The sequence below is a fragment of the uncultured Photobacterium sp. genome, from assembly GCF_947502415.1.
In the GTDB taxonomy this organism is placed as follows: Bacteria; Pseudomonadota; Gammaproteobacteria; order Enterobacterales; family Vibrionaceae; genus Photobacterium.
This window is the reverse complement of sequence record NZ_CANMZV010000001.1, coordinates 336,320-350,720: the sequence shown is the minus strand read 5'-3', so window position 1 is coordinate 350,720 and position 14,401 is coordinate 336,320. Positions and strand designations below refer to the sequence as shown.

The window sequence follows — 14,401 nt, the reverse complement described above, 5'->3', positions numbered from 1 at the left end:
ACAATCTAGCTTTGTGGCTTCTTACGCGGTAAACATTGACCTTCATAACCGAACGGTGACTCAAGTGCTTTCTCCCACAGGCTGGGAGGTAGGTTATCTTTATATTGGAGTAACTTCCCTTGCTGTTTGTAAAGAAGGATTTCGAGAGTAATGCCATTATTATTCGATGTGAAAGTGTTAATTAAACCTGTACCATTTTCAAACATCCCTTCATAGAACCCCTTATTACGATCATAAAGGTGAGAAATGTGCTCAAACAGCAAATCTGTATATTCCGTATCCCACAGCACCCACATCCCCATTGCCCCTTTCACTGCAACAGCAGAATACTGAGGCAAAAACTCACCTACTTCAGAAATGGTATTCCAGGCAAAACCATCAGTGTAAATCGTATCGTAAACAAAATATGGAGGCCCGGCTAACTGATGCTCTGTTCTTGCTGTAATAATCCCGGTTTGTTTGTATCTCTCTTCTTGAACACGATAAATTTGTAACGCAAACTCCGCTATCCAATCATTCGAATATTTATAATCATGAGGAGTACGATCTTCCGGAAGATCCCAGCCTAATTCAACACCATCCAGAACGTAACTCTCCGTTACAACGTAACTATGCGCTTTTAGCTTACGTGGGTCACGCGTGTCATAAGGCACATCATATCCATAAAGGTTTATCGTACTATACGGCTCTGGCATTGAGGCCTGAGTCGTATCAAATCCCCATAACTCAAAACCTTTTGCAGCATATTCTTCATAACCTAATCGCCCTTCCTGAAGATATTGAACAGGTTTACCTTTCTCCAACAAGGCACCGAACATTGTTCCGTTTTCATCAACAACATTACAGAAATTCCAACGCAACACTGCGGAATCAATACTTGTGGCATATTCAGGATAACGATGCTTAATAATATGTAACCAAATCAGCAAACGTCCCAAGTCCAAAGCTGAATAACCGATCTCCCCTGGCTGGTTACCGTAATCTACTTTTGCTGCGGTTTGCGTGTTATACGCTTTGTTTGGTAACTCGCCTTTAAATAGATCCAGGGTATTGAGAGTCGTAAGTATACGAATCAACCTACGATCAAACTCCTCTTTATCAATAATCTCTAGCTCATAAGCGCTAACCATGCCTGCCATATATGAGGCAGCATCCCACCAAGTCACCGATGGATAATTATTAACGGCATTCACCAAGCCTGTCGATTCTTGATAGTTATTCTCAAAATACTTCCAGGCAATTCTAGCCATATCCATTTCTTTTTCTGTCAACTGTCCTTGCCGAGGCTTAGGTACAGACCAATGACTTTTACGTTCGACAACATCATCAGAAAAAGAACTGTATTTATTACCGCAGCCAGCTGCCATTACCGCTATAAGGCAGACCATAAGATAACGCATACAACACTCCCTATTATTGCGTTTTAATTAATTCCTACACTTAGCAGTGGACCATTTTCTATATAAGCGAGTGACTCAAGTACAATGCCGTTTGTATTGGCAGTGATTGCTTTATTTATTCGCCCATCACTTTCATAGCGACCTGAGTACCAACCTTTTTCTTCCGAAAACAGCTCCTTAGCATCATCAACCAATAACGATGCGTAACCTGTGTCATATAATGCAAACCATCCAAATGCTGCTTTAGTAGAAAGTGTTTTCAAATCTGAAGCATCTTCCCCTTTATCTGTTATTGCATTCCACTCTTTACCATCGGAAAAGACTGTGTTGTAAACAAAGTACGGTGCTTGATCAACATTATCTTCACTCACAGCGGTGAGCACTCCGGTACGCTTATAACGATTTTCCTGAGCTTTATAAACACGATGTGCAAAAATCTTTGAAACACTGTCTGCACCGAACTCCAGGCTATCAAGAATATAAGACTCACTCACAACATAGTTATGAGCGTGGTATTTAGCCGGGTCTCGCAAGTCTGTCGGGATATCAACTCCATCAATATTTCTAAACTCTAAATAATCTATGTACTTCATGGCATTAAAAACATCACGCCCCATTAAAGATAGCGCCTTCGACGCATATTCTTCATAGCCAATTCGCCCTTCTTGAACAAGTTCCATGCCACTGCCACGACTATCCGGACGAGAACCATATAAGTAACCATCAGTTATCATTTCGCCGATATCCCAATGACCAAGCACGTTATTAACAAGTCTATTAAATTCAGGATATTGCCAAACCATAATATTAAGTGGAACAAGGATCCGTCCAATATCAATTGCCGACCATCCAATTCCATTTTCAACCGGTTTATTGGCATAATCTACCATTTGCAATGTTTTCGTATTATATGCTTTATTAGGTAACTGACCGTCGATAAGAGGTAAACGAGCCAAAGTTCGAAGTACTTTTTCAGTACGTAACGTAAAATCTGGTTTGCTAATAACATTCAACTTTTCAGCTGCCAACAGCCCCATCAGGTATGAAGCCGTGTCCCACATCGTCGTTGATGGGTAACCATCAACTGAATTGACTAAACCGGTATTTTCTTGGTAATTATTTTCAAAATATTTCCATGCCGTACTAGCCCAAACAAACTCTTCTTCTGTTAATACCCTACTTTCACGCAAAGGAATAGCTTCAGAGGCTTCAAAGGTTATATTCCCCAACGTTTGAGCGGATTCTCTAGTCTCGATACTGAACGCGATTATAAGAGCAGTTAACAAGCCGACAATAAACACAATATGATGACGAGCATTTATCAATGCTTTTTTAAATTCCATATTCTAATTCCTCTGATTCTTGCTCTTGGCTATGTTCTGAAGGAGGAGTCCAATATGCCGCATATATCATTCCCCACATGGCCATCATATTGTTGATAATCCAGAAGCTATTCAGTACAAGACCTCCAAACGAATAATTACCGTAGCTTTCTGTTAGATAACAGAACCAAGCGAAACACATACTAAGCAAGCTTAAGCTAAAGACTAATATTTGCGGTATAACCAACTGTCCAAAAGTACCGCTTTGACGCTCTTTCGGTGTTGAAGGAAAGCTTATTTTCCTTCCTCGTAGTACTGTCCATAATGCACGTAAATTCACAGGGAAAAACGACAAGTAGTTTGTTTTTCCTTTATAACCAGCAACTCCCCATGTTCCGACCATCATGGCTAACTCAGCAGTAAGAATAAAAGGCAAAAAGTGCAAGTAAAAGGTTGTATCATAAGCGCTTACTGGCGCGATACTTGTAAGAAAGTAAACGATTGGACAAGCAAGAAAAATAACATTCCAGATTGCTGATAAATTAGACCAAAAACTTGCTCCGTACATCAGTTTCTGTTTCAGGCCCATCCCTTTTCGAAACAGCGGATTGTCATTCATGAAGATATCAATTGATCCACCAGAGTACTTAAACCTCTGGACTGTCCATGCTTGTAAGTCCTGAGGTGAAAGCATTTTGCTCTCAACCTGTGGATGCATAATAGATCGCCAGTTACGTTCTGTATCTGAATGAAGAACTATTGATGTGTAAATATCCTCAGAGACATGAAACTTATACGGTGTAAATTCCGTGTCGATAATAATTTCCTGGCGAATATTATCTGATAGCTCTTTATCAACAACTTTCTCTTTCGTGATTTTTTTTATCTGCTTCTCTATTTGAGTGTGTTCTTTGCTAATCTGCTCTCCATAACTACGTAAAGCTGCCTCCATCACAGCCTCACGACGATGTACAGAACCCGCACCACAACAAAATGAAGCGTTCACCCAATTCCGACGACGCTGAATAACGTCGTAAAACATCTGTGGATCACTTACAAAAGGGTCATGCCCGATAGTAACAGGGCCATAAAGCCGCTCAATACCGTACCCTACAATTGAACCAATTCGACCAACCTTTCTCTCTAACCAGTTTGGTAAACGCTCTCCTTCCGGTAAGTCGAAAAACCACTGAGGTGTTTGTACCCAAGCTACATCAGGATCACGAAAATAACCAAGCGTATGCTCAAGAATGGTAGGAAATGGACGAGTGTCAGCGTCACATATTACGATGAAATCACCATATGTTTGTTCTAAGGCATTTCTTAAATTTCCGGCTTTAAAACCAATATTGTTCGCTCGAGTAATATATTCAACGTCCATTTCAGAAGCCAATGCTTTCATTTCTGGACGGCGACCATCATCCAGAATAAAAATTCTTATCTCTATATCGTGGGGATAGCGAATTTTTTGTGCATCAAGAATACTTAATCGAACCAAATCAGGTTCTTCATCATAACTTGGAAAGAAAACATCAACACTTATTGGCCGTGTACTACTGCTTTCAGGATCACCTGCTGCCACACACTCATTAATAGTAAAAGGTGGCGCTTTACGAGGTTCATCTTTGGTTTTCCATAAATTAAATGTGAACAAAGCCGAACCAATAAACGCACAAGACTCTGCAAACACCAATGGAAAAGAAAACCACATAGCCTCATAGTTCAGAGCATATGTCCAACGCCACCATAAATACCATATACCAAAGGTTAAATTACAAGTTGCTAGATACTGATACAATAACTCTCTAGACAGACTGTAAGGAACTGGTTCAGGTGGTTTACGATGTTCAAATTCCTTAAAATAAGAATCCATTAGCTTTACTCCGAAAACTCAAACAGTTTGAATAGAGAGACATCAACTATGATAATTTCACACCCACCATATCAAGTTCGGCATCCATATTCTTTATTCATTAATAAAACAGTTCCCTTAGTAAAGAGGACTGATTAATTGTTTACATATCTGATGCTTGATAATTATTTTCACTGATCACATTTCCTTTAGAATCGATAACTCTAATAAGAAAATAATGTGACAAACCTATCATTTCACGATTTAACACAACATTACTTATTGTATTGTTGATTATATCAATCTCGTCAATACGCCATGATTTACCATCATATTTGTTTTTTATTTCAACCACTGAATCAAAATAATCTAGCAGGCTATCATTAATAACACTTATCGATAGCTTGGAAACATTTTCATTACTATCAAGCTCTGCTATAGCAACCACAGGCTGATATGCTTCTTTAATCGCAAAGTATCCAAGCTTCGGACTTCGGTTAACATCTAAAACAGACCACGTAATTGCTGGCCAGCTATCTACAAACATAAATTGATAAACTGCGGCCACGCCTTTTTCTTTTTTCAATCTTAGATGTTCCGCCGCATATTTTGTTACTACTCGCTGATACTCCTGAGAATTAATCACAAACTGTGACAAGGAGTCACCTTGCGGAACGCCAGCAATACTAACGGTTTCATGAGGCTGATAATTATGATATTTCAGCTTTGTAATAACTTCTTCAGATAAAGGCCACTCTGACGGGGTGCCTAAAATTTTATCTATCAAATCAAGCTCCGGTAGCCCTTGGGCACCAAACTCACTAACAATAACCGGAGCTTTAAAATCTTTATAATCTCGATAAGTTCCTGAGTACCAACCGAGCCAAGGGTGCTCATAGGTGTATGATGCTTTTCTTACAACTCTTCCATCATCAGCCTTTAGTAACTGCTGGTAAACAGACTCGGTCAGAACCTTGTTTTGTTCAGGCGAATAACTACTATATTTGTATTTCATCCAATCAGCATCCCATGGTGGTTCATTATGAGCACACCAAAAAGCAATTGAAGGATGATTGAATAGCATATTTGTCATATCTTGAGTTTGTGTAACCGCCTCAACAACAAAATCAGGATTATCCGTATATCCCCACTGCAATGGAAAGTCCTGCCAAACAATTAACCCTTGCTGATCAGCTAAATGATAAAAGTCCTTACCAGCCACATGGGCATGAACCCGAATGCTGTTAATATTGGCTTCTTTCATTAACAACAAATCAGCTAGGTAGTCCTTTTCAGCAATCTCTCCCAACCATTGACTCGCGATATAATTAGTTCCACGGATGAAGTATGGAATCTCGTTTACATAAAATTTCCCTTCCGCTTCGTCTAACTTAATTTTGCGGAAACCAACACTAGCTTCATTTATGTCAGACACCCTATCACCAACCCAAGCAGCAACTTCGAATCGATATAAACTCGGCTCTCCCCAATCCCAAGGCCACCATAATTGCCTTTCTTTTATCGGGAGATCCCAAGAAACCTTTTGCTCACCTCTTTTCACATCAGTTAGCAATTGATAGGTTTCAGGCATTAATTCACTGCCCGTCTTCTCAAGGCTAATTCTCAACTGAAGTTCACCTTGGTACTGACTATCAATTTCAATTGATACTGTGCCTGAAGTTAATTGCTTATCTACATCCCGTACAATAGGCATTATTTTAACGGCCTTTATTGCAACAGGTCCTGTTTCGCGTAACGAAACCGCCCCCCAAATACCGCCAGAATTTTTATCTTGCCCTCTATCTGACCAAGCCCCTCCTGGACGAGTATCATGATGGCTCATAACACCTTTAATTGTGGTTTTGTGTAACGACCAATCACGCTTTTGCTTCTCATTTGGGCTATGTACCCAAACATTTAGCAAATTACCACCACGCTTAAGCGCTCCTGTCGCTTCAACAACTTGTGGTGAAAAGTATCCTTTATGTTTAGCCAGGTATTTACCATTTAATACAACGGCTGATTCATAATCTATTGCATCAAAATGAAGCCAGTAACGAGATTTAGGCAACATTTCACTTACTTGAATTTTTTTCTGATAATATCCGGAACCAGCATGTTCAACACCAGATGAAGTCCAATTACCTGGAACCACAACATCATGGAAAGCGGAACTTCCTTGTTCTTCATCAATTATCTCAAGTTGCCACGTTCCTCCTAAAGAGCGCTTACTTGTTTGCCACTGCTCTTTCGGCTTTTGATAAGCACAAGATGATAATGAGAATAAAACACACATTAAAAGTATTATTCTCATAATGCTCCTTAACACTATCGACTGGATATTTTTTTATGGAGAACAAAAGTGTTTTTACTGCCTTCTTTGATAAAATCAAGTTTGTCCATGAGCTCGATAACAATAATAAGCCCTCTCCCCGACGTTACCCAAGTGCTCGGGTCTTCTGGATTTGGCTCTATAAATTCTGAATTTATATACTGTTTAAACTCATCCTCGGCGATAGAACTACCATAATCAGACACGGCTACTAACAAGTCACCATCTGAATTTATTAAACACGATATTTCAATCGTACAACCATCAACATAATGATAGGCATGTTCATAAGCATTATTGACAATTTCAACAAGACAAAGCTCTACCTGTTCCACAACACCATCAATAACATCAAGTTGCGAAACAAATTGCCTTATGTCATCTGCTATATATCTCGAAATATCAGATGAACTTTCATACTGCTTATTAAAACGATGCAATAACATCTCCATTATGCAGCCCTTTCTTACTCATTATTCATTATTCATTATTCATTATTCATTATTAAATAAATCATTCCGCTCCATCAGATTTAGTCAGGTATAAATGATTACCACCATTAAACCCAGCTAATGGTTGAACATGCCTTCTATCTTTTAATACATGTACAGCATCCATCTCTGTTAAAGATTGAGCATATCCATCATGACTAATGAAATAATCACCAAAGACAATTTTGTTATCGACATAAGCATCATGACAAACTTGAACATAATCGCTTATCAGGCTCTCTACAATTACAGAGCCAGTTTCAATTTTACAGTTAGCTCCAATAACAGCAGGCCCTTCAATAGTCGAGCCACTCTGAACTTCACAACCGCTGCTTATAATCACAGGAGGTTTCAACTTACATTCATCAAGATTTAAAACAGTATTGATTCCAACCCAAACACCAGGTTTCATTTGAGTGCCAGGAATCGGGTATCCAGGTACTTTTCCATACAAAATTTCTTTTGTCACCGCCCATATATCGCTGATATTACCGACATCTAACCATTGAAAACTCATATTAGTCGCATAAAACGGGACTTTCCTTTCAACTAACAGAGGAAATAATTGACTACCAATGTCGAATTCCTCGCCTCTAGGAATAAACTCAAAAATGGCAGGCTCAAAAATATAAATCCCCGTATTTATTTGGGTTGATAAGGCTTCATTTATACTTGGCTTTTCCTGAAAACTTGTAACCTGACTATGCTCATTCGTTACCACTACCCCATACTTACTCACTTCACTAATATCAACATCACGAGTAATAATAGTTGCAATGCCGCCTCTTTCCTTATGCCGTCTCATCGCTTCCGTCAGATCAAGATCAATCCAGGCATCACCACATACAACAACAAATGTTTCATCAAAAAAACCAGAGAAATCCTGAATTTTCCGCATCCCACCAGCAGAACCCAGTGCCTTGCTAACAAATTCTCCATCCCGAATTTCACCTTCGTATGAATATGAAAGCTGAACATTGAAATGATGGCCATCACCAAAATAATTTTCTATCACTTCAGCAAGATGGCTTGTATTGACAACAATTTTATCAATGCCATGTGCGGCAAAAAGCTGAATCATTGATTCCATAACAGGCTTACCCAAAATAGGAATCATGGGCTTAGGTATCGTATAAGTGATCGGCTTAACACGAGTTCCTTTGCCTGCGGCCAGTATCATTCCTTTCATATTCAGCTCCTTATAATTTAGGCCACTGTTGCTACGGCATCTTCAATCGAATCATAACAATTAATTAATTTCTCCATGCGCGTTAGTTTTAATAACTCTATAACTGCACGCTGCGGATTAACCACACTAATTTTTTTGCCTTTAAGCATTTTATAAACCCCCATGATTGCACCTAAACCACTACTATCCATGAAACGAACATCAGACAACTCCAAAACTAAACTCGTACCAACTGTATCTAATAATTTTTCGACTTCCCCTCGAAACACTGGTGCTAGTTTTGCGTCAAATCGTGCCTCTTTTATTTGAAGAATCGTGCATTGACCACGGTGGATAATCTCGAATCGCATAATTTCTCTCCTTTTAAAAAGCCAGTCCACTCCATGACAAGAATACTTACATCATCCTGAAACTGATCTGATTGCTGCCAATTTTTCACCCTATCGAACAATCGTTCAGTAAGCATACTTGTTGGATGTTTATATAATTCTTTAATCGTTTTTATTAGCCTTTTTTCTGTATATTGTTGCTCTCCATTTTCAGCTTCTGTAAGGCCATCTGAATAAACCCAAAATTTATCGCCAGGCTCTAATTGAATTGTTGATGTTGTATAATCAACAAAATCAAATGCGCCTATCACGAAACCATCCTGGCCAACAAACTCAGCATTTCCACCTTTACTATGCAACCAAACAGGAGGGGGATGACCAGCGACTGAATATGAGAGCAATCCTGTTTTAACATTCAAAACTGCATATACCATAGTAAAATAGAGTAGATTATCATCATCACTCTGGTATATTTTGTTTAATTGATTCAATACTTCATGGGGAGGCGTTATTCTATAATACGGATATTTGGGGATGGGAAATTTTACTATCGAACCTTTCTCTGAATGAGCACTTAAACTTTGCTGAACAGAAAACGACATTAATGCCGATGATACACCATGACCAGCAACGTCTAGTAAATAAAAGGCAACATTATTATCATCAAGCTGAATATATCCAAGCATATCTCCACCAATCTGAGCACTTGGTACAGAGACATAGCTTAACTCAACGCCATTCAACTTCTTTTTCGAAGGTAATAACTTTCGTATTAAATCCGCAGCCGAGTCTAAATCTTTCTTTATTGTCGCGTATGCCTGATCTAATTCTAACTTCTGATGCAACACTTCATTATGAAGGGCCAAAGTACGAAAACCGGCCTGAATGCGAGCAATGATTTCTTCTACTTTTGTGTCTTTTACAACAAAATCATCAGCTCCGGCATTAATTCCCCTGACAATTGATTCATGATCATCTTTACCAGATAACAGAACAAAGAAAATATAACGAGAATAATCTCCTGACTTCAGTCGATCACACAATTCAATGCCATCCATACCTGGCATCATCCAATCACTCAGAACAAACTGAATATTTTTACATTCATCAAGAACCTTAAGTGCCTGAGCGCCATCGCTTGCGGTTGTTACAGTGTAACCTCGCTTGGAAAGCACTGTTGCCATAAACATCCGCGTTGCCCGGTTATCATCAACCAAAAGGATCTCGCCCATTTACTTAATTCCTGCTAGATATAACAGCCACTAAACAACATGTTGCATAATGCGTTTTTTTTTGTCAATTTAAATACTCAACATTTACAACATAGAGTCTAGTAAAGCCAACATGAAAGTAGAAATAATCATACAAATGATTTGCTGTAGGACTGTGAAATACAAGATAAATCACAAATTTTTTTGTGCTTCTCCTAGTGATTCAGTAGTTAACTAACTAGTAGGACACCATGGTATATTTTATAACTCTATTAATAGCTTGCTGTTTAGCATTCCCGTTCCCCGGATATGCTAATGAGTATTTATTAAAGTCTAAACAGTATGCCCCCCTTCCTAAATCGCCAAACATCACAACATCTCCCCAAGACGATGATGTAAAAGAGAACACTGAATCTGAATTAATCTGGAAAGGCGTTTCAAGCTCATTTGCCCTCCCTTTTAAAGAATGGGTGCAAAACGATAAAACCCTGTTTAGCGGCCTGAGTGGAAATGCGGCAATTGGCTACCCTCTTCTTGAAACACCGGCAGCTAACATTCCTGCAAATGCAACCAATGGCCCCACAAACAACAACACAGCGGCAACGCTATCGCTTAAATATACGCTTCTTGGTAACTGGTTTATTGCCAGCACTTTCTATTACTATTTCGACAAAGATCAACAACAACCTTGGAACCCGGATTTCACCTATGTTTTCGGATACAATGATTGGCGGCCTTATACTTTTAGCCTTATGTATGCAAACTATGGTGGAAACCGTTTTTCATCAACAGAAGATCAACCTGTCACCAACTTTGACCAAGGAACATGGTCAATAGGATGGAAGTTTCCGGTAACAGCCCCTTTTGATGATTGGCTAACTTTCACTGATAATGGGGCTATTGGTTGCCAAATCGATTTTAACTACACTCCTGAATACTTCGATTTAGCCTCAACAAGCTATAAAAATGGCCACAGAACAATGAGCCTTGGCTGTAAGTATTCAATTATTGGTAACTGGTATGTCAACGCCACTGCATTCTATTATTTTGACGACAACCAAAAGCAGCCCTGGAACCCGGACTTTACCTATGGCTTCGGCTACTTTGACTGGCGACCTGGCACAATAACTATTCAGTACAACAACTACTCGGGGAACCGATGGAATCATTCCAAACGCAGTGCAGGTACTGGACGCTTTAAAGATGGTTCAATTACCATCGCTTACTCATTTTCATTCTGACTCTTGGAACTGCCATTGTATATCCTACACTCGCTGATGAATCCAGGAAGATATTAGGTGTCATTTTTATGTTTATAATTGATTTCAGTTTCTTAAACACAACTTTCTATTATGCGAACTAATTAAACTATCATTTGATATTACAAAAAAATAATAGTCCTGATTCATTTCATACTTCTGAATAAATGTCCGGATATGATTTAAGATACTTTTCGCCTCGTTATAACGATACAAATAGTCTTTATCGCACTCATTGACCACATCCAAATCAATACGAAGTCGATTAAACTGGTCCATAAGCTTACTCACCCGCTCTTCATTTTGTGCTTGCATAGCTGAATTCGTATACAATTTATCAAACTCGTGCTTTTTCCTTTCCCATTCACCTATATCGTTTATTTTAGAACTGATTTCAACTTTCTGTGAACGCACATCTCTTAGCTCATTGTCCAACTCACTTTGTGCTTCTGAGAGTTTCAACCTCTCAGAAGCCAACTCATTATCGAGTTGTAATTGATAGTTTTCCCTAAATGCAATCAGCTGTTTTTTATACTTATTGTTATAACGTTTCGCTTGTTTAAGCTTCGATTCTAAAATAGCAACCTGACTATTTTTATCAACAACAATAGCACTATTCGAATTTAACTCTTGTTTCAAATAACCTAATTGTTCAGACAAGGTCAATAATTCAGACTCCAAAGTATCAATTCTAGAACTCTGAGAATTAATAATTGACACCTTTTCATTTATTAGTTTTTCATTTACCTTATTGGTCCATGCAGAATAAGTTATTTGAGCAATAAGAACGGTAACAACCATAATAATAAAGACCCACACCCTGCCTACAGGTAGAGAAACCATACTTTTGTCACTCAAGTTTATAGCAACATCCCTATCCATTTAATTACCCCTTACTAAACAGCTGAAACTCTTACTTTACATTTACACTTAGGACAAATATACGAATCCCTTAGAATCATTTGCTGGCAGTTTGGGCACTCAACATGTCTTTTATCTTTACTTAAGTACATGAGTATCGCCCCTACTGGACCTAATACGTAGCCTAATAATATCCCAGCTAATAAATGGCCTTTTTTATAACCGAGGCATACTGAAACTAAAAAGAAAAACAAATAAAAAAGTAACCAAAAAAACATAGCTTACTCCAGAAATTCTTCTCTTTTACATGATTCCAGGCTTAGATAAAGCCCATACTTACCAACTCATGACAAGTTATACCGATTGCATATGGATTATATGCAGTTCAATTTCCCTGTCAGGCTTTTTATCGTTAGCACAGCCAGACTCGAAGCAACTTATGATACAAACTTTGAAGCTACTCACATCTTCATAGATTAAGTCCACGTGTTATGTAACACCTCACGAAGTCTGACTGCGATTAATATTTTTTTGACTTATCATGTTGTTAAGTTCGCTTTATCAGTAAGTATGAAAATGAAGCCATGGTTTTGCCGACAACTTTCAATCACTTATATGGCTATGCTCATAATCAGTAGTTCCAGCTATTACTCAATAGCATCTGAAACATCAGACGAAGAACCGCCAAGCTTTTATGGAAACCGCTCTGTTACCCAACACAAACCTGAACAAAAAACACCTGAAATTCGATTCCAAAGACGAGCGGTAGCACCTCCAATAACAATAGAAAACGATATACCCACAAGTGCTGAAAGCCAAGAGTCCAAATCAACAACAGAAAATACATTTGAAACCAAAGGCTTATCACTAGCAAAACCTGTGACTATCCCTCTCACTAGACAAGAGCTGATTCTGGCTAACAAAGCGAGATATTATATTGAAAGAAATTGGAATTCTGATACAGGGCTAATTGATTCCGTGCAAGGGTATCCACATAGCACAATGTGGGATATCGCAAGCAGCCTAGCCGCATTATTAGCGTTAGATGCATTGAAACTGATGCCTTCAAATGAAGCATCATTTAAAATAGAAAAAACACTCTCCACCTTGGCAAACTTCCCTCTTTATAATGGTAAGCTGCCAAACCGTGAATACAATACACAAACGGCTCTCCCATCTGGTCGATTTAGTAAGAGTAAATCCAATGGAAATGGCTGGTCGGCATTAGACATTGGACGCCTTTTAATATGGTTACATGTCACCTCAAAAATGAAGCCTCAATTTTCCGAACAAATAAATCAAATCATAACCAAATGGGATTTAAGCGCAGCTATCCATAACAAGACATTATATGGTGAGCTCAAAACACGAACAGGAAGAGTGTATAGGCAAGAAGGTCGGCTTGGTTATCTACAATATGCCGCCACGGGTTTTAAGCTCTACGGCTATAATGTTTCCGAAGCATTCAGTAAAAACAATATCAAACAGATAAACGTCAGTAATGTTCCTCTTCTTATTGATACTCGAAATCTACCTTTTTTCACAACAGACCCTCATGCTCTTAGTGCAATAGAACTTCACATGCGTGATAGCTGGTGGAATCAACTTGATGAACTCTATCAGCTTCATCATGAGTACTATAAGCGTACAGGGAAATCATGGGTGTTTGCCGAAGATGCAATGAGCCACTCGCCATGGTTTTCATACAACAATATATACTTTTACGGCACTCCTTGGCTCAGCACATCTGCAGGAGGAAAACCTATAGAAAACCCTCAGGTGTTTAGTAATAAAATAGCGATAAGTCTTAGTGTATTATTCGATGATGAATTCAGCTCAATGATCAAAAAACAAGTTATTAATAATAGCCTTGGCTTACGCTCTGTCCCAACGGGCACCTACGATAACAATGCTCCGAACCAAGCTTTTAACATTAATACGAATTCACTTGTTTTAGTTTCTCTTTGGTTTAAAACCCGAAATTATCGCTCCATAATCGATGTAGTTAATGAACATGATTCAAACTCATAAAAATAGACAAAAAAATATCAATAAATGACTAACAATCAAGTCATTAGTAAATCAATCCCTTTGTTTTATCACCTTTAAGTTGTTTTTCTTAAATTTAAGACAAATTCAGACATTTGTTGCAACC

11 protein-coding genes are annotated in these 14,401 nt (G+C 38.5%); 2 read left to right on the top strand and 9 right to left on the bottom strand.

Translation table 11 applies throughout. The annotated features are described in order from the left end of the window. Positions 1-5: 5 nt before the first annotated feature. The 8 genes from Q0852_RS01510 to Q0852_RS01475 all read right to left on the bottom strand — a co-directional run bounded on the left by Q0852_RS01510 (position 6) and on the right by Q0852_RS01475 (position 10,147). Positions 6-1,400 (bottom strand): DUF3131 domain-containing protein, encoded by a 1,395-nt coding sequence (locus tag Q0852_RS01510; protein ID WP_299013178.1) that lies wholly within the window; start codon positions 1,398-1,400, stop codon positions 6-8. Between the two features lie 23 nt (positions 1,401-1,423). After that, positions 1,424-2,743 carry a DUF3131 domain-containing protein gene (locus Q0852_RS01505; RefSeq protein WP_299013177.1) on the bottom strand — a complete coding sequence of 440 codons (1,320 nt, stop codon included), beginning with the start codon at positions 2,741-2,743 and terminating at the stop codon, positions 1,424-1,426. Next, entirely contained in the window at positions 2,733-4,595 is a 1,863-nt protein-coding gene (locus tag Q0852_RS01500; protein WP_299013176.1) for a glycosyltransferase, read from the bottom strand. Before Q0852_RS01500 ends, Q0852_RS01505 begins: the two co-directional genes overlap by 11 nt. 142 nt (positions 4,596-4,737) lie before the next feature. Further along, positions 4,738-6,888 (bottom strand): glycoside hydrolase family 2 protein, encoded by a 2,151-nt coding sequence (locus Q0852_RS01495; RefSeq protein ID WP_299013175.1) that lies wholly within the window; start codon positions 6,886-6,888, stop codon positions 4,738-4,740. A 14-nt stretch (positions 6,889-6,902) separates the two neighbouring features. Next, complete coding sequence (locus Q0852_RS01490) at positions 6,903-7,358, bottom strand: ATP-binding protein (RefSeq protein WP_299013173.1); 456 nt, start codon at positions 7,356-7,358, stop codon at positions 6,903-6,905. A 61-nt stretch (positions 7,359-7,419) separates the two neighbouring features. Beyond that, on the bottom strand, positions 7,420-8,586 hold the full coding sequence (locus Q0852_RS01485) for an NDP-sugar synthase (RefSeq protein ID WP_299013172.1): 1,167 nt from the start codon (positions 8,584-8,586) through the stop codon (positions 7,420-7,422). Positions 8,587-8,603: 17 nt separating this feature from the next. Beyond that, a complete protein-coding gene (locus tag Q0852_RS01480; protein ID WP_299013170.1) occupies positions 8,604-8,936 on the bottom strand; it encodes an STAS domain-containing protein in 333 nt (110 codons plus the stop codon). After that, positions 8,888-10,147 carry a fused response regulator/phosphatase gene (locus tag Q0852_RS01475; RefSeq protein ID WP_299013169.1) on the bottom strand — a complete coding sequence of 420 codons (1,260 nt, stop codon included), beginning with the start codon at positions 10,145-10,147 and terminating at the stop codon, positions 8,888-8,890. Before Q0852_RS01475 ends, Q0852_RS01480 begins: the two co-directional genes overlap by 49 nt. Positions 10,148-10,377: 230 nt before the next feature. Here Q0852_RS01475 and Q0852_RS01470 point away from each other — a divergent pair, with 230 nt between their 5' ends. Further along, positions 10,378-11,367 (top strand): hypothetical protein, encoded by a 990-nt coding sequence (locus tag Q0852_RS01470; RefSeq protein WP_299013168.1) that lies wholly within the window; start codon positions 10,378-10,380, stop codon positions 11,365-11,367. An 84-nt stretch (positions 11,368-11,451) separates the two neighbouring features. Here Q0852_RS01470 and Q0852_RS01465 read toward each other — a convergent pair whose 3' ends face one another. Continuing rightward, entirely contained in the window at positions 11,452-12,267 is an 816-nt protein-coding gene (locus Q0852_RS01465) for a hypothetical protein (RefSeq protein ID WP_299013166.1), read from the bottom strand. 555 nt (positions 12,268-12,822) lie between these two features. Between Q0852_RS01465 and Q0852_RS01460 the strand changes: the two genes are divergently transcribed. Further along, positions 12,823-14,277, top strand: coding sequence for a DUF3131 domain-containing protein (locus tag Q0852_RS01460; RefSeq protein ID WP_299013165.1), 1,455 nt, complete (start codon positions 12,823-12,825; stop codon positions 14,275-14,277). Positions 14,278-14,401: the final 124 nt, after the last annotated feature.

Excerpts from the sequence above, each read along its gene's own strand:
- Q0852_RS01510 (WP_299013178.1), bottom strand. The coding sequence starts at position 1,400 with ATGCGTTATCTTATGGTCTGCCTTATAGCGGTAATGGCAGCTGGCTGC.
- Q0852_RS01505 (WP_299013177.1), bottom strand. The coding sequence starts at position 2,743 with ATGGAATTTAAAAAAGCATTGATAAATGCTCGTCATCATATTGTGTTT.
- Q0852_RS01500 (WP_299013176.1), bottom strand. The coding sequence starts at position 4,595 with ATGGATTCTTATTTTAAGGAATTTGAACATCGTAAACCACCTGAACCA.
- Q0852_RS01495 (WP_299013175.1), bottom strand. The coding sequence starts at position 6,888 with ATGAGAATAATACTTTTAATGTGTGTTTTATTCTCATTATCATCTTGT.
- Q0852_RS01490 (WP_299013173.1), bottom strand. The coding sequence starts at position 7,358 with ATGGAGATGTTATTGCATCGTTTTAATAAGCAGTATGAAAGTTCATCT.
- Q0852_RS01485 (WP_299013172.1), bottom strand. The coding sequence starts at position 8,586 with ATGAAAGGAATGATACTGGCCGCAGGCAAAGGAACTCGTGTTAAGCCG.
- Q0852_RS01480 (WP_299013170.1), bottom strand. The coding sequence starts at position 8,936 with ATGCGATTCGAGATTATCCACCGTGGTCAATGCACGATTCTTCAAATA.
- Q0852_RS01475 (WP_299013169.1), bottom strand. The coding sequence starts at position 10,147 with ATGGGCGAGATCCTTTTGGTTGATGATAACCGGGCAACGCGGATGTTT.
- Q0852_RS01470 (WP_299013168.1), top strand. The coding sequence starts at position 10,378 with ATGGTATATTTTATAACTCTATTAATAGCTTGCTGTTTAGCATTCCCG.
- Q0852_RS01465 (WP_299013166.1), bottom strand. The coding sequence starts at position 12,267 with ATGGATAGGGATGTTGCTATAAACTTGAGTGACAAAAGTATGGTTTCT.
- Q0852_RS01460 (WP_299013165.1), top strand. The coding sequence starts at position 12,823 with ATGAAGCCATGGTTTTGCCGACAACTTTCAATCACTTATATGGCTATG.